This window comes from Luteibacter sp. NPDC104163 (genome assembly GCF_055584245.1).
This window is the reverse complement of sequence record NZ_JBVJMK010000005.1, coordinates 12,724-32,945: the sequence shown is the minus strand read 5'-3', so window position 1 is coordinate 32,945 and position 20,222 is coordinate 12,724. Positions and strand designations below refer to the sequence as shown.

The 20,222-nt window shown below is 66.9% G+C and carries 18 protein-coding genes; 6 read left to right on the top strand and 12 right to left on the bottom strand.

The annotated features are described in order from the left end of the window. Window positions 1–519 (bottom strand): GNAT family N-acetyltransferase, encoded by a 519-nt coding sequence (locus ACZ6YI_RS08055; RefSeq protein ID WP_465778165.1) that lies wholly within the window; start codon window positions 517–519, stop codon window positions 1–3. Between the two features lie 12 nt (window positions 520–531). Continuing rightward, a complete protein-coding gene (locus ACZ6YI_RS08050; RefSeq protein ID WP_465778164.1) occupies window positions 532–1,455 on the bottom strand; it encodes a LysR substrate-binding domain-containing protein in 924 nt (307 codons plus the stop codon). A gap of 123 nt (window positions 1,456–1,578) precedes the next feature. Here ACZ6YI_RS08050 and ACZ6YI_RS08045 point away from each other — a divergent pair, with 123 nt between their 5' ends. Then, a complete protein-coding gene (locus tag ACZ6YI_RS08045; RefSeq protein WP_465778335.1) occupies window positions 1,579–2,136 on the top strand; it encodes a DUF4865 family protein in 558 nt (185 codons plus the stop codon). Window positions 2,137–2,156: 20 nt separating this feature from the next. Beyond that, on the top strand, window positions 2,157–2,537 hold the full coding sequence (locus ACZ6YI_RS08040) for a tautomerase family protein (protein ID WP_465778163.1): 381 nt from the start codon (window positions 2,157–2,159) through the stop codon (window positions 2,535–2,537). 65 nt (window positions 2,538–2,602) lie between these two features. Here ACZ6YI_RS08040 and ACZ6YI_RS08035 read toward each other — a convergent pair whose 3' ends face one another. Together ACZ6YI_RS08035 and ACZ6YI_RS08030 are read right to left on the bottom strand one after the other, a co-directional pair. Further along, the gene (locus tag ACZ6YI_RS08035; protein ID WP_465778162.1) at window positions 2,603–5,191 is read right to left on the bottom strand and encodes an ATP-binding protein; all 2,589 of its coding nucleotides are present in this window, start codon (window positions 5,189–5,191) and stop codon (window positions 2,603–2,605) included. Window positions 5,192–5,279: 88 nt separating this feature from the next. Continuing rightward, window positions 5,280–5,633, bottom strand: coding sequence for a DUF4242 domain-containing protein (locus tag ACZ6YI_RS08030; RefSeq protein ID WP_440326758.1), 354 nt, complete (start codon window positions 5,631–5,633; stop codon window positions 5,280–5,282). 150 nt (window positions 5,634–5,783) lie between these two features. Between ACZ6YI_RS08030 and ACZ6YI_RS08025 the strand changes: the two genes are divergently transcribed. The 3 genes from ACZ6YI_RS08025 (at window position 5,784) to ACZ6YI_RS08015 (ending at window position 8,815) form a co-directional block, all read left to right on the top strand. Beyond that, on the top strand, window positions 5,784–6,737 hold the full coding sequence (locus ACZ6YI_RS08025; RefSeq protein ID WP_465778161.1) for a GlxA family transcriptional regulator: 954 nt from the start codon (window positions 5,784–5,786) through the stop codon (window positions 6,735–6,737). A 107-nt stretch (window positions 6,738–6,844) separates the two neighbouring features. Beyond that, entirely contained in the window at window positions 6,845–7,831 is a 987-nt protein-coding gene (locus tag ACZ6YI_RS08020) for a VOC family protein (RefSeq protein ID WP_465778160.1), read from the top strand. A 96-nt stretch (window positions 7,832–7,927) separates the two neighbouring features. Next, window positions 7,928–8,815: a DMT family transporter gene (locus ACZ6YI_RS08015; protein ID WP_465778159.1), complete on the top strand. Its 888-nt coding sequence runs from the start codon at window positions 7,928–7,930 to the stop codon at window positions 8,813–8,815. Here ACZ6YI_RS08015 and ACZ6YI_RS08010 read toward each other — a convergent pair whose 3' ends face one another. The 8 genes from ACZ6YI_RS08010 to ACZ6YI_RS07975 all read right to left on the bottom strand — a co-directional run bounded on the left by ACZ6YI_RS08010 (window position 8,816) and on the right by ACZ6YI_RS07975 (window position 18,115). Next, on the bottom strand, window positions 8,816–10,045 hold the full coding sequence (locus ACZ6YI_RS08010) for an ABC transporter permease (protein WP_465778158.1): 1,230 nt from the start codon (window positions 10,043–10,045) through the stop codon (window positions 8,816–8,818). It abuts the gene before it with no gap. A gap of 31 nt (window positions 10,046–10,076) precedes the next feature. Further along, window positions 10,077–11,405 carry an ABC transporter permease gene (locus tag ACZ6YI_RS08005; RefSeq protein WP_465778157.1) on the bottom strand — a complete coding sequence of 443 codons (1,329 nt, stop codon included), beginning with the start codon at window positions 11,403–11,405 and terminating at the stop codon, window positions 10,077–10,079. Window positions 11,406–11,557: 152 nt separating this feature from the next. Beyond that, the gene (locus ACZ6YI_RS08000) at window positions 11,558–12,457 is read right to left on the bottom strand and encodes an alpha/beta hydrolase family protein (RefSeq protein ID WP_465778156.1); all 900 of its coding nucleotides are present in this window, start codon (window positions 12,455–12,457) and stop codon (window positions 11,558–11,560) included. A gap of 107 nt (window positions 12,458–12,564) precedes the next feature. Continuing rightward, entirely contained in the window at window positions 12,565–13,587 is a 1,023-nt protein-coding gene (locus ACZ6YI_RS07995) for an XdhC family protein (protein ID WP_465778155.1), read from the bottom strand. Next, window positions 13,584–15,779, bottom strand: a complete 2,196-nt coding sequence (paoC, locus tag ACZ6YI_RS07990; protein WP_465778154.1) for an aldehyde oxidoreductase molybdenum-binding subunit PaoC — start codon at window positions 15,777–15,779, stop codon at window positions 13,584–13,586. Before paoC ends, ACZ6YI_RS07995 begins: the two co-directional genes overlap by 4 nt. Window positions 15,780–15,781: 2 nt before the next feature. After that, window positions 15,782–16,732: an FAD binding domain-containing protein gene (locus ACZ6YI_RS07985; protein WP_465778153.1), complete on the bottom strand. Its 951-nt coding sequence runs from the start codon at window positions 16,730–16,732 to the stop codon at window positions 15,782–15,784. Further along, window positions 16,729–17,370, bottom strand: coding sequence for an aldehyde dehydrogenase iron-sulfur subunit PaoA (gene paoA / locus ACZ6YI_RS07980; protein ID WP_465778152.1), 642 nt, complete (start codon window positions 17,368–17,370; stop codon window positions 16,729–16,731). Before paoA ends, ACZ6YI_RS07985 begins: the two co-directional genes overlap by 4 nt. A 256-nt stretch (window positions 17,371–17,626) precedes the next feature. Then, complete coding sequence (locus tag ACZ6YI_RS07975) at window positions 17,627–18,115, bottom strand: DUF302 domain-containing protein (protein WP_465778151.1); 489 nt, start codon at window positions 18,113–18,115, stop codon at window positions 17,627–17,629. Window positions 18,116–18,287: 172 nt separating this feature from the next. Here ACZ6YI_RS07975 and ACZ6YI_RS07970 point away from each other — a divergent pair, with 172 nt between their 5' ends. Beyond that, on the top strand, window positions 18,288–20,165 hold the full coding sequence (locus ACZ6YI_RS07970) for a hypothetical protein (RefSeq protein WP_465778150.1): 1,878 nt from the start codon (window positions 18,288–18,290) through the stop codon (window positions 20,163–20,165). Window positions 20,166–20,222 lie beyond the last annotated feature (57 nt).

Here is a 20,222-nt window from a genome sequence, read left to right as displayed (position 1 = left end):
TCACCGGTGATCAAGCACGTATTTGCCGATCACCTTCCCGTACAGCGAGGTTTCCTCCCGGTACGTGAGGCCTAGCCGCTCCGCGACACGTATCGACGAGAGATTGCCCGCTGAGATGAGCGCATGCACATGCGGCTCCTGCCGTGCGCTGAACGCGTGCTCGACCATCGCCGCGGCAGCCTCTCTCGCGAAGCCGCGCCCCCAGAACTCACGATACGTATTCCAGCCGATTTCCATCTCCGTGGATTGCTCGCGGAAGAATGCGCCCACGGTGCCGACCACCTGCCCGGTTTCCCGCAACTCGACCGCCCACCACCCTGCCCCGTGCAATAGCCACAGGCCGGCATGCGATCCAAAGATGCGCCAAGCGGTCTGGCGATCCTTCACCGACAGATGGACCATGCTTTCCGCATCAGCGGTGTGTTCCGCGAACCCGTCGAAATCCTCCGCGCGATATTCGCGTAGCAGAAGACGTTCGGTCTCGAGCCGGGGTATGGCGCCTGCAAACGCTTGAACCATGAATCGTCCACCTCACTGACTGTTCGTAATGGCCGCCGACGTGGCGCCGGAAAGACCGAGCGCGCCCAAGACATCGCCCAACCTCTCCTTGATGAGCGCCGCCAGTCGATCCGCCGCGGGATTTTTCTCGCCCCCTCCGGAATAAAGCGCAAGGCCCAGCGTGGGAAGTGCCGGAAGGCCATGTGTGCCTGCATCCAGCGCCTGCAACCCTGGGGGAAGGCCAAGCGGGGTCCGGACACTGAGGCCCCAGCCTGCCTTCACCGCCGCCCACGTGCCCGCGAGGCTTGGGCTGGTAAATGCGATGCGCCACGGGCGGTTCGCGTAATCGAGTGCATCGATCGCCGCCGCGCGCATGAGGCACGGCGCGTCGAGCACGACGAGGGGCGTCGGTTCGCCCGCATTGGGCAAGGGGACGTCTCGCGCAGCGATCCAGCGCATCGGCAACGTGGTGATGTGTTCGCCGCGGATCGGGTTCCCTTCCGTTTCCCAGGCGAGGGCCATATCGAGACGGCCGCCTCGCAACGCATCCAGGAGCGCGGTGTTGCGGGCCAGGACCACCTCGAACTGGAGACGCGGATGCGCGCGGCGGAACAGCCCAAGCACCTCGGGCAAGACGCTCTCGCCGAAGTCTTCCTGCAGGCCGAGGCGTACGCGCCCGGCGAGGTGCGCGCCCTGCATCGCGGTGGCCGCTTCGTCATTCAGCTCGAGCAGCCGCCGCCCGTACGCCAGCATGATTTCGCCGGATTCAGTGAGGGCCAGGCCCCGACCGGATTTCTTCAGGAGTGGCGCGTCCATCTGGTCTTCCAGGCGCTTCAGCTGGGCGCTTACCGCGGAGGTCGACCGGCCCAGCCGTTCGGCCGCCTTGGCGAAGCTGCCCAGTTCGACGCCCGTGACGAAGCTGCGGATCACATCGAGATCGAAGGTGAGACGGCTCATGCTTACAGTCCTGATTTTCGGGATCGTTAATCCAGAACTTTCCGATTTTCAGAACGATCATCCGAGCCTAAGCTGTACCCGTCAAGCCGCCCTGCGGCGCCCGGAGTTCACGACGTGATCGCCATGCAGTACCGCATTCCCCTGCCCGCCGACTACGACATGGCGATCATCCGCCGTCGCATCGCCGAGCGTGGCCACCTCACCGACCAGCTCAGTGGCCTTGCCTTCAAGGCCTACCTGCACGGTAACCATGATCCCTCGGTGCCCGGGAGCCAGAATGTCTACGCACCGTTCTACATATGGCGGCAGCCGGAAGGCATGAGCGATTTCCTGAGCGGCCCGGGATTCGCTGGTGTCGTGGCTTCGTTCGGGCGTCCCACAGTGCGGACCTGGTCGGTATGGCAGGCCAGGTTCAACCACGATCTTTCAGTCGCCACTCACGCCACTCAGGACGTCACGACGATTTCGCCACGGACCGATCTGGCGACGCTCCGCGACGCCGAGCAGGCGTACATTGAGAACGTGCTTGCCCAAGGTGCCGAGGCGGCGGTGTCGGCATTCGATCCTGGCCAGTGGACGCTGTTGCGGTTTGCGCTATGGCGCGATCCCCAGGATGCGCGAAGCATTCCGATGGCCGACGCCTATGCAGTCGGCCACATCTCCCAACCCAACCAAATGTGACCCATTCCGAGGACGCTTACATGCCACTCGTTCGCATCGATCTTCGTCGCGGCAAGCCAGCCGCGCACATCAAGGCTATTCGTGACGGCATTTACACCGCCATGCACCAGAGCTTCCAGGTGCCGGAGGCGGACCGGTTCATCGTCGTGCACCAACACGATGCCGAGGAGTTCGACTATGACCCGGATTACCTGGGCATCCATCGCACCGATGACCTGGTCATGATCCAGGTCACCTGCAACAACACCCGAGGGATTCCGCAGAAGAAAGCGTTTTACGCGGCAGTGGTTGAGCAGTTGACGGCCAGCCCCGGGCTGCGGCCGGAGGATGTGCTGATCAACCTGGTGGAAACGGCGAAGGAGAACTGGTCGTTTGGGAATGGGGTTGCGCAGTATGCGTAGTGTGGTGGATGGGGGTTGGTTGTCGCGGCGACATCGCGCGCAAGCGCGCTCCCACAAGTGGGGGGTTAGCGGTCGGTGAGGAGGCCCAGGCGGCTCGCCATGGCTACGGCTTCGCCGCGGGAACATACATCCAGCTTGCGGAGGATCGCGGAGATGTGGTGTTCCACGGTTTTCTCGGAGCGGACGATGTGTTGGGCGATCTCGGCGTTCGACAGGCCTTTCGCGAGCAGGCCCATGACGTGCATCTCGCGGGTCGTGAGGCCGGCGGCGTTGGCGACCGTGGCGGCCCTCGGCCCACGGGTGACGCCGCGTACGCCGGCTTGCCGCAGGCGCTCGCGGCAGAGCTTGATCGTGGCTGTGGCGCCGAGTGCCTCGAAGATCGCCAGCGCGGTGAGCTTGTCGCCCTCGTCGCCATCCCACAGGGCCATCGCCCGCATGTACGGGCAGCCGAGGCGTTCCCACGCATCGGCCGCGGCCTGCCAGTCACCGGCGCACTGCAATGCGTAGGGGTCATCGGCCACCTGCTGGGGGCCCGGTGTTTCGCCCAGCTTCCAGCACCAGAAGCTGAGCTCGGCGAGTTCGCGGCGGTCGCCCACGCCCTGGGCCATCTCGCACACTTCGCGCACCCACGCGTCGTCCAGCCGCGTTTCGCCGCGGAGCCAGGCGGCCTCCGCCCGCGCGGTGGCGACGGGGCCCATGCGCTGCAGTTCGCCGGTGTCGCTTGAAAGGCCACGTGCCTCATCGAGCAGCGCGTCGGCACCCGAGTCGCCGCGCCGCTGGCGAATGCGTGCGAGCACGGCCATGGCAGGAATGCGCGTGACCGGCGCGACCGCATCGCGAACGATCAACTGGCTTGAGAGGCGCGCGGCTTCATCCCAACGGCCCTGCTCGAAGTCGACACGCGCCTTCCAGGCGAGGGTGTAATTGGCCCACGCGTCGAGGTCCCGATCGGCGAAGTATCGATTCGCGTCGTCGATGGTAAGCATCGCGCGGTCATAGGCACGCACGGTGACTTCGGTGGAACAGAGGTTCACGTAGGCCCGGGCGACCTGCTCGGCGTAGCCATGCTCGAGTGCGATCGCCAGGCTCTCCTCGAGCAGGGTGCGGCCTTCGTCGTCGCCGCGTGCGTACATCGCGGTCCCGACGTTGTTCATGGCGTGGCTGAGCGCTTCGGTGTCGCCGATGCGCTTCGCCAGTTCGATCGCCCTGGTTCCCCATGCGACTGCCTCGCCCGTGCGGCCAGCGAGCATGTCCAGTTGCGAGCGGTTACTCAGCGCCCAGGCGAACTCGCTGTCTTCGGCGAGCGGCTCCAGCAGTGCGATGGCCTGGTCCGCATGGGCCTCGGCCTCGCGGTTGCAACCGGCGAACCAGTGCAGGCGCGACAGCCAGCGCAGCGTGCGCCCCTCCTGCGTGAGGTCGCCCAGTTCGCGCCAGATCGCGAGCGCGCGCAGGCTGGCGGCCATCGCCTCTTCGGACTGGTCGGTGAGATAGCACTGGTAAGAGCGCCGGGCGAGCAGATCCGCCTGTAGCGCGGGTGACAGCGAGGCGCCGTGGGCCAGCGCGACGCCGTAGAGCTTCGCCGCTTCGCAATGCGAGTTGTGCGAGAGCGCCTCGGCGGCCGCGACGGGCGCGTATTTCAGGACGGCCGCGACATCGCCCGCGCCGGCCGCGTGGTGGACCAGCCGCGCCGTGGGTACGTCTTCTTCCACCTCGAGGTGGGCGAGCATGCACGCATGCAGGGTCGTCGCGTGTGGCGCCGGGAGCGCATCCTCCATTGCGATACGCGCCAGCTCATGGCGGTACGCGTACCAGCCGTCGCTGACGGTAACCAGGCCCGACGCGAGCGCCGCCGCGACGTCTTCGGCCAATGGCGCGAGGACAGCATCGATGGTTGCGACATCGATGCGCGCGGGCACGATCGCCACCATGTCGAGCAGCGCACGGACGGCAGGCGTCTGCCTGGCAGCACGGGCGAGCACCGCATCGCGCACGCTCGCCGGCACGCCATCGGCGCGCAGCACCTCGGTGACGAAGAACGGGTTGCCCGCGGTGGTCGCGAAAATGCCGTCAGGGACGCAGCCGGACTCGCGCGCCATGCTGGCCACGCCTTCCTCCGAGAGCGGCCACAGGGGAATCCGCACCACCGCATCCGCAGGCAGGTCGCCGAGGACGAGCTTCAGCGGATGCTTGTCACCGACTTCATCGTCGCGATAGGTAAGCAGGAGCATGGCGCGCAACGGGTGGATCCGCCGCGCGAGGTATTTGACGAGATCGAGCGTCGCGGTATCGGCCCAATGCAGGTCTTCCAGGACCAGCAGGGTCGTGCGTGCTGATTGCTGCAGGTCGCCCAGGACGGCGCTGAACAGCCGTGCGCGATGGCCATCGACGCCCAGCATGTCGTGCACATCCGCGTCGAAGGCGCTGGCCATGTCATAGATCGGGCCCAGCGGGCGTGGGGAGAACAGCGCTTCGCAACTGCCCCAGAGGACCCGGTCACCATCCACGGCCCGATCGCGCACGAGCCTGCGGACGAGGGCCGTCTTGCCGATGCCCGCCTCGCCGCTGACCAGGACCGTGAGTCCCGACCCCTGCCCTGCGCGCCCGACCGCTTCGTGCAGGCGTTGCAGGGCGTAATCGCGTTCGATGAGTTCCACCGTACAGGCTCCCCGGAACCTGCCCTATTCTGGCACCAGGCAGGTTCCGGCCAAGTGAAGCCGCATGCGGCCTTTGCACGTTCATGCCTCAGGCAGCGAGGTAGCTGAAAGGGAGCCAGGGGGTACGCAGCCGCGAGCGTGCCGCCGATGCGTTCCCCGAGTGGCCCACCCCGAGGTAGAAGTACGGGTCCAGCACCGAGACCTCGGTGATGCTGCCGACCGGCAGCTGGTTCCGCCGCGCGACCTCGCGGATCGCCTCGGGGGTCGGGGCGTCGTACAGGCAGTACGTGCGGGTGCGGTCCATGCTCACGTAGGAGTGCACCCAGGTGACGCCTTCCTCGGCATTGGTGCGGACGATGTTCCGGCACATCCGGTCGCCGGTCTCATTGGTGGGCAGATCGAGGCCACCGGGGAAAGCGCGTTCAACGATATAACGAGGCATGGGAGGTTCTCCGTGGGGGGCAGCCCAACGGCGGGCTGCGAGTCCAATCTACGTAGACGGGCCTTTCCGGCCATCGGGGATATCCCCCAGATTGCGCACGGCCAGCCCCTAACTTGGGGCCCTTAAGTTGGGTTGACGCCCGCGACCCGCATGCGCCACCTTCCGCGCATGCGCCGCGATATCGCCATCGTCGTGTTCCCCGGATTCCAGCTGCTGGACGCAGCGGGTCCCATCGCCGTGTTCGAGATGGCCGAACGTTTCCGCCCGGAGAGTTACGCCATCCGGGTGGTGGCGCCCGGTGGCGGCGTGATCCGCAGCTCGTCCGGCGTGAGCCTCACTGCGGAGCCGCTGGACGGCGGACGCTTCGATACCGTGATCGTCGCGGGCGGCAACCTGGCCCAGGTGGAAGCCGGCCAGCCCGGCATCGCCGCCGTCCTCGCCGGCGATGGCTGGCGACGCGCAGCCGGTGTCTGCTCGGGCGCGTTCTTCCTCGCGGAATCCGGATTGCTCGACGGCCGGCTGGCAACGACGCATTGGGCCGCCGCGGAACGTTTCCGCCTGCGGTATCCGCAGGTACGGCTCGATGCGGACCGGATGTTCATCCGCGATGGCAAGGTCTGGACCTCGGCGGGCATCTCCGCCGGGATCGACCTCGCGCTTGCGCTGGTCGAGGACGACCTGGGTCCGGGCATCGCACGGCGTACCGCGCAACAGCTCGTCGTGCACCAGCGCAGGCATGCCGGCCAGTCGCAGTACTCGGTGCTGGTGGAACAAGGCGGCCGCACCGGTCGCTTCGGGGACCTCATCGGCTGGATGCAAGCGCGGCTCGCCGAACCAATGCCGATCGAGCGGCTGGCCGAGCGCGCGGCGATGAGTCCACGCAACTTCGCGCGTGCGTTCGCCGCCGAAATCGGCGCGACGCCGGCGAAGGTGGTCGAGGGGCTTCGCCTCGAGGCAGCTCGCATTGCCGTGGAAACCAGCCACCTGCACCTGGAGCACATCGCGAGCTCCACCGGTTTCGGCGATGCGAGCCGGATGCGTCGCGCGTTCGTGCGCGCGTTCGGCACCTCGCCGCAGGACCTGCGCCGAAGCGCGGGCGCCTGATCAACCGGTGCGCCGCTGGCTGTTTTCGCCCGGAAATTGTCCTTGCGGGTGGTAGCCCCGGCGCCGGTAAATGAGCGCACCCGAACACCACTGGCCTGAGGATTCGAATGCGCCTTATCTCGCTTATTTCGGCAAGCCTGCTGTGCCTGGCCGCGGCCGACGCACACGCCGCCGCGCCTGTCGCACCCACCACGCGGCTGGACCACGTCCTGCTGTGGGGCAAGGGTATCGACCAGGCCACCTCGGTGATGGCGGTGAAACTCGGTTTCCAGGTGCGTCCGGGGCGCGATCCCGGCGGCGTCGCGAATCGCTACATCCGCTTCGCCGATACGAGCTTCATCGAGTTGCTCGGCATCACGAAGCCGGATCCCACGTTCGATCCCGGCATGAAGGAAGACCAGCAGGCCCTTAAAGGTGGGCCCGGTTCGCGTACGTTTGGCTTCCGCACCTCATCGCTGGATACGCTGCGCGGCGCGTTGCAGGCACTGCATTACCCCGTCACCCAGGTTTTTTCCGGCCCCGATAGCGCGCGGCCCGGCTGGCACCTGTTCGCCTTCGATCTCGACAAGCCGCCGCTCTCGAGCAATACCTTCTTCATCGACTATGCCGCCGACTACGCACCCGACCAGTTCGATCCGGCGAACAAGGAGGACTACCGCGTGACGCGCGAGCACCCCAATGGCGCACGAGAACTCTCGTCCATCTGGCTCGTATCGGGCGATGCGGATGCGGATCGCAAGCAGCTGGAAACGATGGGCTTCGGCCACGCCGTGCCGGTGAAACTGCCCGCCGTGGGCGCGAAGGGCTTCTGCGTGCCGGTGGGGCCGACGGCGCTTTACGCACTACAGCCTGACGGTGCCGGCCTCGCGTCGGATGCCATGACCCATGGTGGCCCGCGCGTCCTGGGCGTGAGCCTCGGGGTCAGCGATCTCGGGCGCGCACAGCGGTGGGTGGAACGTGGGTACGAGCGGAAGCTCGACACCTACCAAGGGCCTGGCGGGGAATCGGTGCTGGCCCCGACCACCGACGATCTCGGCCTGTCGATTGAATTCCATGCGATGCAGCCGAAGCGGTCGGCCTGCCCGGCGGGTTGATCACGACGGACAGGCCCTGCGCTACGAGCCGCAAGAACGTGCACTCGCCTCCGGTAATGCGCGACTATGTGCGTTTGGTTCGGTGGGTCAGCAGGCATGAACGAAGGCAAGGCGTCCGCGGGCGCCATGACCGCGCTGGGCGCAACCGTCGTGATCTGGGCGTTCAGCTGGATCGTGATGAAGCTGGTGCTGCGTTACGCGGGGCCGTTCGACTTCTCCGCGATGCGCTATGCCATGGGCGCCGCGCTGCTGTTCGTGGTGCTCATCGTGATGCGGCGCCCGCTCGCGCCGACGCCGCTGGCGGGCACGATCGTCACCGGACTCGCGCAGACCGCGGCCTTCCAGGGGCTGGGCCAGTTCGCGCTGACCGCGGGCGGCACCGGCCGCGTCGTACTGCTCGCCTATGCCATGCCGTTCTGGGCCGTGCTGCTCGCGTGGGCGATCCTGGGCGAGCGTCCCGTCGCACGACACTGGATCGGTCTCGCGCTGGCTGCCGTCGGCCTCACCTGCGTCATCGCCCCGTGGCACGGGCTCGGTAATCCGGTAAGCACGCTGTTCGCGCTGGTGGGCGGGATGTGCTGGGCATTGGGCACCGTGACCAGCAAGCAGATGTTCCTGCGCCACGCGCCCGATCCGCTGACCTTCACCGCATGGCAGATGGCGTTCGGTGCCGCGGGCCTCGGTATCGTCGCCTTCCTCGTGCCGCAGCGCCCGATCGAGTGGAGCGCGGAGTTCATCGCCGGCCTCGCCTATTCCGTGGTGCTGGCGACGAGCCTCGCATGGACCCTGTGGCTGCTGGTCGTACGCAAGCTGCCGACCGCGGTGGCCTCCGTATCGTCGCTCGCGGTTCCCGTCCTGAGCGTGCTGATGGCGTGGGCCGTGCTGCATGAGGCGCCGAAAGCCAACGAGTGGCTGGGCATGGCGTTCATCGTGGCGGGGCTCGTAGCGGTGAGCGGCGTGAAGGCACGTACGCCGTCGCACTGATCAGCTGCTGCGAATGGCCTCGACCGGGGGTACCTTCGCCGCGTGGACGGCTGGCCCCCATACCGCAAGCTGACCAAGGACCCACAGCCCCACGGCGCCAAGCACAGGCACGTACAGCGGCATTAACTGCAGCGGATAGACCTTCATCAGCCCGATGTTGCCAAGCACCGCCAGGACAAGGCCGAGGCCGACCCCGCCGCCCACGATCAGGAAATTCTCAGCGTGGAAGTAACGCAGGATGTCGCCGCGAGTGGCGCCGAGCGAGCGGCGAATGCCGACCTGGGTGCGCCGCTGGCTGACCCAGAAGCTGCTTAGCCCCACGATGCCACCGGCCGTAGCAAGCAGCAGCAGGCCACATACCGCGCTCAACAACATCGCCACGCTGCGATCCGAGTCGTAAGCGTCTTCGCGAGCCTGCGGCATGCTGACGATGCCATGCTGCGCGTCGATGATGCGATCGCCGCCATGCCCTTCCAGCGATTTCAATGTGGCATCCATCACGGGTGCCAACTCAGGCGTTGCGGCTCGTACCAGATACACCAGGCCCTCGGGATCACGTGGAAGCGCTGGCAGCAGGATGCTCGCCTGATCAAGCGTGGCGGAGGCCCGTAGCGGTGACTGCAGCTGCTTGACGATACCGATGATGACCGACGGCCCACCCGGCAAATACACCGTCTTGCCGAGCGCGCCACCCGCAGGGAACAGCTTGTCGGCAAGGAAGCGAGTGATGATGATGCCGGCCGCCGCTGGCTTGTCGTCCGGGCCGAGGCTGCCGATCTCCTCGCGGTGGAAGTTCCGCCCTTCCTCCAGCGTCACGCCCAGGGTATCGATGGCATGATCATCCGCGAGGTAAACGACCCCACGCGGTGGCTGTGCGGTCTGGTCGCGCTCCAGCTTCAACCCAGCCAGGATGATCCCGTTCGCGCCGGCCAACGGGTACGTCTGGCTGGCGAACACGTCCCTCACGCCCGTGACGTTACGCAACGTCTGCAGGTCGGCCCGGACATGCGCTTCGACATCGGTCGCAGCCAACCCACTTTTCCAGCCGTTGCGGATCGTGAAGATGTGCGTCTCATCGGTGCCGGTCACGCGTGAGAAATGCACGACGCGTGTCGCGACGATGTACAACGCGTTCGTCGTGACCGCCAGCGTCAAGGCCACCTGCAGGATGATGAGCCAGGTCGCCACCTTGTGCCGGCCTAGCGCCGCGATAATCGGCCGCATCTGCATGAGTGCCCTTCCTAGTGCCATGGCGCCGACCTCACGGATTGACTTTGATCTGCCATGCAGGCTCGGTCTGCGCGGCACGCCAGGTGGGATAGAGGGCGGCCACGACAGTGGCCGCGACCGAAAGCAGCAGGGTGAGCCCCACCAGCGATGCATCGGCATGGACCAGGCGGGCAATCCTTGGTTCGAACAGGCCGCCGATGCCCCACAAGCCCAGCAGCGTCAGGGTCACGCCAAGCACGCCACCGGCGAGGCCGATGCTCGCGCCCTCGATCAGGAACTGGCGATAGACCGATGCGCGCGACGCACCCAGCGCACGGCGAATGCCGATCTCCGGTGCCCGGCGCATGAACCGAGCCAGCATGAGACCCACGACATTGACCAGCACGATGAGCAGGAAGCTCACGGAGACCAGGATCGACAACGAGGCCGCCGGCGGGGTCACGCGCTGGTAGTCCATCCAGCCCATCAGGTCGTGAAGGTCGACCTCCGGGGACCAGGCGAACCGTCCAAGCTGCTGCTGCTCGCGCGCATAACCGTGGAGAAAGTCGCGGTAGCTCGCTACATCCGCGGCGGTCGGGAGTTCGACCCACGCGGCAATGCGCTGGCATTCGCTGTGCAGGTACGCATCCCAGGCGGTCGCGGGATCGGGCGAGCTATCCGTCGGACAGTTCGGGAAGCGAATGTCCTTCTTCATGTCGGTGGCGCGCGTGAACGGGATATAGACGTCGCCGACGTCGTCGTAGGCATCGTGGGTCGAGCGGGCCGCCACGTCGAAAAAGCGCGGTTTCGGACTCCAGTCATTCAGGACACCGGCGACCTGGAACGCCTGCCCGTCGAGGCGAATCGCATGCCCCACGCTGTTGCGACCGCCGAACAGCTGGTCATTCAGCGCGCGGCTGATCACGACGAGTGAGGCATGGCGGTGATCGTCGTCGGCGGACCACGCGCCGCCGAACAGGAACGGGATGTCGAACATCGGAAAGAAGTCCGCGGTGACCGCGTCGCCGGTCATCGACCAGCCGGGCTTCGTCCTGTCATCCGATTCGACGGCCCACTTCGTAGGAAGCACCAGCGTCTGTCGCTTCGCCTTTCCCTCACCCCATAGGGCCATCGCGTCGGGGTAACTCAGCATGTCCGGGAGTCGCCCGGGCTCTGCATGCCCGGGACCCGCATTGTCGATCTGCGGCACGTAAAGCATCGACGAGCGGGTGGGAATGGGATCGCTGTTGGTTGCGCGCAGGACCGCGTACGAGACCATGCAGGCCGCGACTCCGAACGCCAGAAGGATGACGACGAGCGCCGTCAGGGCCTTGCTGCGCTTCGTGCTGCGCAAGGCCAGTGCCACATAGTGTCCCCACATACCGTCCCTTTTCCCCCGTTCCCGCACCATGGCAATCAAGTTTCGTGCCACTCCATTCCCCTGTAGGAGCGCGCTTGCGCGCGATCGCGCGCAAGCGCGCTCCTACAAGGTGTCGCTGTCCGCGGACACATGGGCGCGGACAGCGGCGGACACTACTTCAGCGTCGCCAGCCACTTCAGCAACGCCTGTGATAGCTCGGTGCGCTGGTCGGAATAGGAGTGATCGGTCGGAAGATGCAAAGTCGTGACCTGGCTGTCACCGGCTTTCTTTAGCGCCTCGATGTAAGCGTCCGCGAGCGGTGCGAGACCATCATCCGACGTGATGACGAAGACCGGTCGGTTCCCCAGAGCCTTTGCTGTCGAGGGAAAGATCCAACCCGAAGCATGATCCGACAGTTCTTGCGCGAGGCCATTCGGTGTAACGCCGTGCAGCGGCGCGAGGCCTTCTTCGGCCAGCGATGCGCCCACCTTCTTCACCGCGCTGGCGGCCGTGGGCTCTTTCGCACGCACCTGCTGGAACATGCCGGCCATGTCGGCGCCGGAGATCAGGGCGATGCCCTTGATGGCCGGATCTGCCGCGGCGCCCTGGGTGGCCATGAAGCCGCCCATGCTGTGACCGACGAGGACCATCTTCGCCGGATCCAGGCGCAGCTTCGCGGCGTTCTCCGGCTTGCGCAGGTAGGCGAGCGCGGATGCCACGTCCTCGATGCAGTGCGCGAACGAGAAGTCGCCCGGTGTGCCCCATGATCCGCGGTAGTTGAAGTAAAGGACATCCCACCCTGCCCGGCGCATGTCCTGGGCTAGGTCGAGGTTCCGCTCGTTGCCCGGGAAGCCGTGGAGCAGGATGACCACGGGGTGCGGCCCCGGACCTTCCGCGACATAGACCAGCGCGTTGAGCAGGTCGCCGTGGCTGGGGATCTGCATGGTTTGCATGGACGCGCGGTCAGCCGTGCCCTGCGCCGGTGCGTCTCCGGCCAAGGCCGGTGTAGCGAGAAGGCTCAGCGCCGCGAGGCACCCGGCCAGGAGCAACGCGGTAGTTCCAGAAGTCTTCATGCATTTCCCCCGGCCATGGAGTGGCGATCGTTCCGGGCCAGTCTAACGGGTTGGCGGCGGTCGGCGGCCTTGATCGCGCGCAAGCGCGCTCCCACAGATTCCAGGGGTTAGTGGATGGGGCCGCCGCTGCGGCTTAGCGCGCGGCCATCGCGTGCATGCCGGGCGGCCATGATTTCGGCGACGATGGATAGCGCGATTTCGCGGCTGGTGTTCGAGCCGATATCCAGGCCGGCCGGTACGCGGAGCGCCTCGGACGCGATGGCCCTTGCGATTGTGCGGGCGCGTTGCTGTGAACCCAGGGCGCCGAGGTAGAACGCGCCGCACGCGAGCCCGGCGCGGAGGTAGGCAACGTCCTGTTCCAGGTTGTGGGTCATGCTGACCACGGCGGTGGACGCGTGCATGCGCACGACGGCGGTCAGTCGATCCGGCGGCACGGCGATGGTCTCCCAGCCAGCCGCGGCGACAGGCATCGCCGCCAGGCGCTCCGCGGAGGTGTCGACGAGTACGCCACGCCAGCCGAGATGCGCGGCCGCGCTGACCAACTCAAGCGCTTCGTGGGAGGCGCCCGCGACGACCAGCGACACCGGGGCGTCGAACGTTTCGACGAGGCGGATGCCGCCCGCCGTCTCCGCGCTCGTAGCGCCGTCCCGGGCGACGGGCGCGTCCGCGACGTCAGCAAGGGCCAGCGAGCGCGTCGCGTGTCCGGGGGCATCCGGTCCGGGAAAGTGCGTGATCATGTGGAAGGCCCGGCTTGAGGCGAGCATCGCGTCCAGCTGGCGGAGAAATCCCGGCACCCCGTGTCGCAACGGTTCGATCGCGACTTCCAGCTCGCCACCACAGCCCGCTTCGAGCAGCAGGTCGAGCCCCTGCTCCGCGTTGTACGCCACGTACGCGATGCGGTCCTCGCGCATGACATCCAGCGAACGCGCGACCAGCTCGCGCTGCGGGCAGCCGCCTGCGAGCGGGTTGATGACGCTACCGTCGTCACGCACGAACATCGCGGCACCGACCCGCCGGAACGTAGAGCCTGAGGTCCGCAGGATCGTTACCAGCGCGGCACGCGCTTCGGGGGAATCCCCGAGCGCGCGCCATGCCGTTGCCAGTTCACGTAATTCGCCATAGGACTTCATACGGCCGGGAGCTTATCCAGCAGCTTGTCCAGCGTGACCGGGTAGTCACGCACGCGGACACCCGTGGCGTTATACACGGCGTTGGCGACGGCGGCGGCCACGCCGCAGATACCCAGTTCGCCGACACCCTTGGCCTTCAGCGGGGACGACACAGGATCGGCCTCGTCGAGGAACACGACCTCCTGGTGCGGAATGTCCGCATGGACCGGCACTTCGTATCCTGCGAGATCGTGGTTGACGAAGAAGCCCAGCCGTTTATCGACCACCAGCTCCTCCATCAAGGCCGCGCCGACGCCCATGGTCATGGCACCGATCACCTGGCTGCGCGCGGCTTTCGGGTTGAGGATACGGCCGGCGGCGCATACGGCGAGCATGCGCCGCACCCGGATTTCACCCGTCGCCGAGTCCACGCCCACCTCGACGAAATGGGCGCCGAACGTCGACTGCTGGAACTTCTTTTCCAGGTCGCCGTACTCCATGGTGTCTTCGCCTATGAGTTCCCCATCGGCGGAGGCCTTCGCCAACGGCACGCTCTTGCCGCCGGCCGACACCCTTCCCTCCTCGAATACCGCCGCAGCCGGATCGAGCCCGAGTTTGCCGGCAATGGCCTCGCGCAGCTTGACGCACGCGGCATACACGCCCGCGGTCGAACTGTTCCCGCCCCATTGTCCACCGGAGCCTGCGGATATGGGGAACGAGGAGTCGCCCAGCGATACCGTCACCGCCGAGAGCGGTAAGCCGAGCATCTCCGCGGCGGTCTGCGCGATGATCGTATAGCTGCCCGTACCGATATCCGTCATGTCGGTTTCCACCGTCGCGCGGCCGTCCTTACCTAGCCGCACCCGTGCCGCGGACTTCATCACCAGGTTGTTGCGGAAGGCGGAAGCGACACCCATTCCCACCAGCCACCGGCCATCGCGTCGTGCGCCCGGCGCTGCGGAGCGCTGTTCCCAGCCGAAGCGCTTCGCGCCATCGCGCATGCATTGCACGAAGTTGCGCTGTGAGAACGGCCGCTCGGGCTTCTCCGGGTCGACCTGCGTGTCGTTGAGCACCCTGAAGTCCACGGGGTCGAGTTTCAGTTTCTCGGCGAGCTCATCCATGGCGATTTCCAGCGCCATCAGGCCGGGCGCTTCGCCTGGCGCGCGCATGGCATTCCCTTCGGGAAGGTCAAGCGTCGCAAGCCGCATGGCGGTCATGCGATTCGGGCCGGCGTACAACAGGCGCGTCTGGTTGACGGCCGTCTCGGGGCCGCCGCCGGGAAGGTCACCGGACCAGCTCTCGTGCCCGATGGCGGTGATCTTGCCCTCGGGCGTCGCGCCAATGCGGATGCGCTGGATCGTCGCCGGGCGGTGCGTCGTGTTGTTGAACATCACGGGGCGTGGCAGCGCGACGGCGACCGGCCGGCCCGAGGCCTTCGCACCCAGCGCGGCGAGGACGGCGTCGGAGCGAACGAAGAGCTTGCCACCGAAGCCGCCGCCGATATAAGGCGATATCAACCGCACGTTGTCCGGCGGCAGGCCGAGCGTCGTCGCGAGATCGTTCTTGCTCCAGTTGATCATCTGGTTCGCGGTCCAGACCGTCAGCTTGTCACCGTTCCACGCGGCGATCGACGCATGCGGCTCCATCATGGCGTGCGACTGGTCGGGCGTCGTGTACGTAGCATCGAGCTTCACCGCAGCCGCCGCATAGGCGCCCGCGAAGTCGCCCACGGCCGTGTCGGGGTCGCCGTCGGCGGGTTTCACCGCGCTGGCCTTCGCCGCAGCCAGGTCGAACATGCCGGGCCCGCGAGCGTAATCCACGCGAACGAGCGCAGCGGCGGAACGGGCCTGTTCGAAGGTCTCCGCGACCACGACGGCGAGCGCCTGGTGGTAATGCTGCACATCGGGGCCGCCGAGCAGGTTCGCCGTGTTGTACTTGCCCTTCTGGAGCTTGCCCGCCTCCTTCGCGGTAACGATAGCGAGCACGCCTGGCGAGGCCTTCGCGCGTGCGGTATCGATCGACAGGACGCGGCCCTTGCCGATCGTGGCGGGCACGATGTAGCCGTAGGCATGGGCGGGGGCGGCCTCGTGCTGCTCATAGGCGTAGCGGGCGGTGCCGGTGGTCTTGAGCGGGCCGTCGATGCGATCCTGGGGCTTGCCGACGACCTTGAGGCGGTCGATGGGGTTGACGGTGGCGGGGGTGTCGAACTTCATGGTCAGCTCCTCGCTTCCGCCAGGACCGCCGCGAGCGTGCGCTCGACCAGCGGTACCTTCATGGCATTTTGCGGGGTGGTCTTCGCCTGGGCGAGCAGCACCGAGGTCACGGCCTTCGCGCCATCACCCATGCGCGCATCGGCCGCTTCGGTCCGCCAGGGCATCGGCGCGACGCCGCCCAGCGCTACCCTGCCCGAACCATCGGGCTGGATGATCGCGGCGACGGAGACCAGTGCGAATGCGTAGGACGCCCGGTCGCGCACCTTATGGTAGATGTGCGTGCCACCGACGGGCCTCGGCAAGGTCACCGCGGTGATGAGTTCCGCCGGCGCAAGCACGTTCTCGATGTGCGGCGTGGCGCCGGGGAGTTTGTAGAACTCGGCCAGCGCGATGCGGCGGGTCTTTCCATCGGGCTGCACCGTTTCAACGGTGGCATCGAGGGCGCGCATCGCGACCGCCATGTCGCTCGGGTGCACGGCGATGCACGCGTTGCTGACGCCAACGATGGCATGCGAACGACTGAATCCGCCGACGGCTGCGCAGCCGCTGCCCGGGAGGCGTTTGTTGCAGGCTTGGTGCGTGTCGTAGAAATACGGGCAACGGGTCCGCTGCAGGAGATTGCCAGCTGTCGTCGCCTTGTTGCGCAGCTGGCCGGACGCTCCCGCAACCAGGGCACGCGTGAGCAAGCCATAGTCACGGCGCACGCGGCTGTCAGCGGCCAGATCGGTGTTCCGCACCAGCGCCCCGATGCGAAGGCCACCGTCCGCGGTGGCTTCGATGCTATCGAGCCCCAGGCCATTGATATCCACCAGGTGGTCGGGTGCCTCCACTTCGATCTTCATCAGGTCGAGGAGGTTCGTGCCACCGGCAATGAATTTTGTCTTCGGTTCGCGCGCCGCAGCCGCTGCAGCCTGGGCGGGTGACGTCGCACGCTCATAGGTGAAGGGCTTCATGCCTTGGCCCCCGCGTACTCGCTGACCGCCTCGACGATGTTCGAGTAGGCACCGCAACGACAGATGTTCCCACTCATCCGCTCGCGCAGTTCGGGCGCGCTGAAGCTGGCCTTGCGGGTGATATCGGCCGTTACGTGGCTGGGGATATCCCGCTTGATTTCGTCGAGCGCGCCCACCGCGCTGCAGATCTGGCCCGGCGTGCAGTAGCCGCACTGGTAACCATCGTGTTTGACGAAGGCAGCCTGTAGTGGGTGCAGCTTGTCCGGCGTGCCGAGCCCCTCGATCGTCGTGATCTTCGCCCCGGGGTGCATGACCGCGAGCGTGAGGCAGCTGTTGATACGCCTACCATCGAGCAGGACCGTGCAGGCGCCACACTGGCCGTGGTCGCAGCCCTTCTTCGTGCCGGTGAGGTGCATGTGCTCGCGCAAGGCATCGAGCAAGGTGGTGCGGGTGTCGAGCGTGAGGCTGGTCTCCTTGCCGTTGACCTCGAACGCGACCTTCTGCATGGCCGGCGGCCTGACGGCAGCGGGTGCGGCGGCCTTTGCGACCAGCGGCGGCGTGGCAACCAGGGTGGCGGAGACGGCCGTGAGCTTCAGGAAGCCGCGGCGGGAGACGTTCAGATCGTGGGTCGTAACCAAGGCGCTGCCCTCATGCCGGCGGGTGTGTGGGTATCGCACGCCTTGAGAGAGTAACGGCTACGGTGTCGGCGGATTGTCATGGAAACCCGAACGTTACAGTTGGGGCGTTTCATGAATCGTGGGCGTTCGGCGGCGGTTGAGTCCATCGCGCGCAAGCGCGCTCCCACAAGGCCGACGAAGCCCCGTGGGAGCGCGCTTGCGCGCGATGGGCGTTATGCAGTGCACTTACCAACGCAAGGCAACGCCCCGGCTCTGATCAATTCGTACCAGCCGTGGCGTTTTTGACCAGATTCGCCATGAAGCCGGTGAGCTTGTCGACCGTTTCGTGGTCGGTCACATGATATTCGTCCGCCATTCGCCGAACATCGTGATAGCCCACCTGGGTATGTCCCTGCGCATCCTCCCAGACCGCCAGGCGCAGCGGCAGGTCGAGCGCGATCGCCTGCTGGTCCTGCATCAGGTGCGTGCCGACCGCAGGGTTCCCGAAGACGAGCACGGTCGTCGGCCGCAGTTCCAAACCGGCTTCCTTCGCATTCGCCGCATGGTCGAAGGTGGCGAACACCGGCACCTTCAGTTTCTCGAGCGTCGCCCGTACGCGGGCAACCGTCGTCGCAACATCGGTAAGGCTCTGGCTGACGATCATGGACGTGGCCTCGGTACGGTGACCGGTTGATGGGGAGCCCGGCGCCTGGGCAAGGACCGGGGTGGAAAGAAGCATCAGCAGTACAAATGCAGGCGTACGCATGGACACGTTCCGGCACCCCTTCCATATGGACTGGCCCACCCTAACATCGGTGGGCAGATGGCGCCCACGATGGCGCCCATGGATTTTTACCCGGTAGTATTGCCGGACACCACGCCGGAAGCGGTCACTCCGCCTATAATTCCCGTTTGATCTGTTCGGATACCCACGCGCAATGTCGAAAAGCTCCCTGAGAAGCGACCAGGTCCTCGTGACGGTCGGTACTGCCTGCACCCTCTCCGCCGTGGGCTCGACCGAAACCTACCAGGCCCTCGTGGCCCAATCCGAGGAATTCCTGGCGCTGGCCGCGTTCGACGCTGGCCTGGTGGAGCTCGACCCCGAAACGGTGGATGCCTCCGAGGGCATGCGCTGGGCCACCGGTGAACACGCCGGCCAGCCGGTGTCGCTGGCGGAACTCAAGCGCCTGCATGGTGCCGAACTGCGCGCCAACATGGGCATCCGGCACGTGCCAGGCGTGCGTGATCTCGCGCCGCGCGTCGTCACCGATATCGCCGCGCCGCTGCCGCACGACCTCGAGACCGTGGGCCTGCGCCGCCTGGCCGGCCTGCGCTACGAAGACATCCGCGCGTCGGGTCTGAAGGAAATGCATGGCCTGTTCCAGAACGATCCGCTGCTGAGCCCCTCCCTCCAGGCCCAGCTCTTTGCCTACGGCGCGCTGGGCGCGCTGGCTGGCCTGCCGCGTCCGCTGTCCGAGATCGTGCCGAATCCTTTTGGTTTCCGCGTGGCCTCCGCCACCGCGTTCGGTGGCGACGACGCCCTGGGCCAGTGGCTGCGCCCGGATGCACCGCTTCCTGAAGGCGGCATCCCCAAGGACACCTTCGCGGTGCGCCTGGCCCATTCGCTGGGCTCGCACGGCCCGGCGCTGGTGTCGACGATGCTCTCGCCCTCCTACAGCATCAGCCGCGTCCTGAAGAATCCGGATCTGCGCGAGTCGCTGAAGTCTGACGATGTCGGCTTCATGCGCGTGCCGCAGGCGCCCGCCACGGCGGTCGGTGCCTGCGCCTCCAGCCTCATCGCGCTGTCGGACATCGCGCCGCAGCTGCTGTTCGATTACCCCGGCTTCCAGCGCCCGCAGCTCGTGCTGCTCACCGCGGCTGACGCCGCGCTGCAGCCGCGCTACGGCATCCTCGAGGCCTTCGGCGGCGGCGCGCTCATGACCGGCGAAAAGCTGGCCACCAAGAACGCGGCGCACGGCGACGGTTCCGAACGCAGCGTGCACGACTCGCTCGCGCCGTTCGATATCGATGCCGACGGTACGGTGGTCGGCCACGGCGGCTCCGGCCTGCTCGTGACGACGCTGGAGTTCGCCCTGCGCAACCAGCTCGACATCACCTCGATCATCGTCGGCTGGGGCACCAGCGGCGAGGCCGGCGGCAAGGCCCACTTCGCCGGCGTCGGTTTCGGCGGCGAGAACGCCCTGGTGCAGGCGCTGGACATGGCCTATCAGGCCCACGGCTACACCGTCGACGATTTCCAGTACCTGGCTGCGCACGCGACCGGTACGCGCACGAACTCCAAGACCGACCTGGGCACCGCCCTGGCGGGCCTGCGTGGCGCCGCCGAGCGCCAGAAGCGCGAGGGCGAGCTGCCGAAGCTGTTCGTCGGTACCCCCAAGGCCGTCGGTGACGGCCACACCATGGGCGAGACCGGCCTGAAGGCGATGTCGCAGGCGCTGCAGTACGTGCTGGGCCAGAAGGCACCGGGCGTACCGACCCTGCGCCGCATCGATCCGGATCTGGCGGAAGTCGCCGGGCACTTCCACCTGCAGGCGGAGCCCTCGCCGGGCAACGCCAACGGCGGCGCGATTTGCGCCACCCAGGGCTTCGGCGGCTACAACGGCGCGGTGGCACTGCGCTCGGCGAATCCCGAGACGCTCCAGCGCTACGTTTGCGATCCGCAGGTACTCGCGGACTACCTTGCCGCGTGGCCGGCGATCCGCGCCGAACGCGAGAAGAACGAGCGCGTCGCCCGCCGCAGCCCGAAGCTGGCCCTGGCCATGGCCGAGCGGCATCGCTGGACCGGCCTCGAGTAATACGCGAGACGAAACCCTGTGGGAGCGCGCTTGCGCGCGATTTGTTTTGGCTTATCG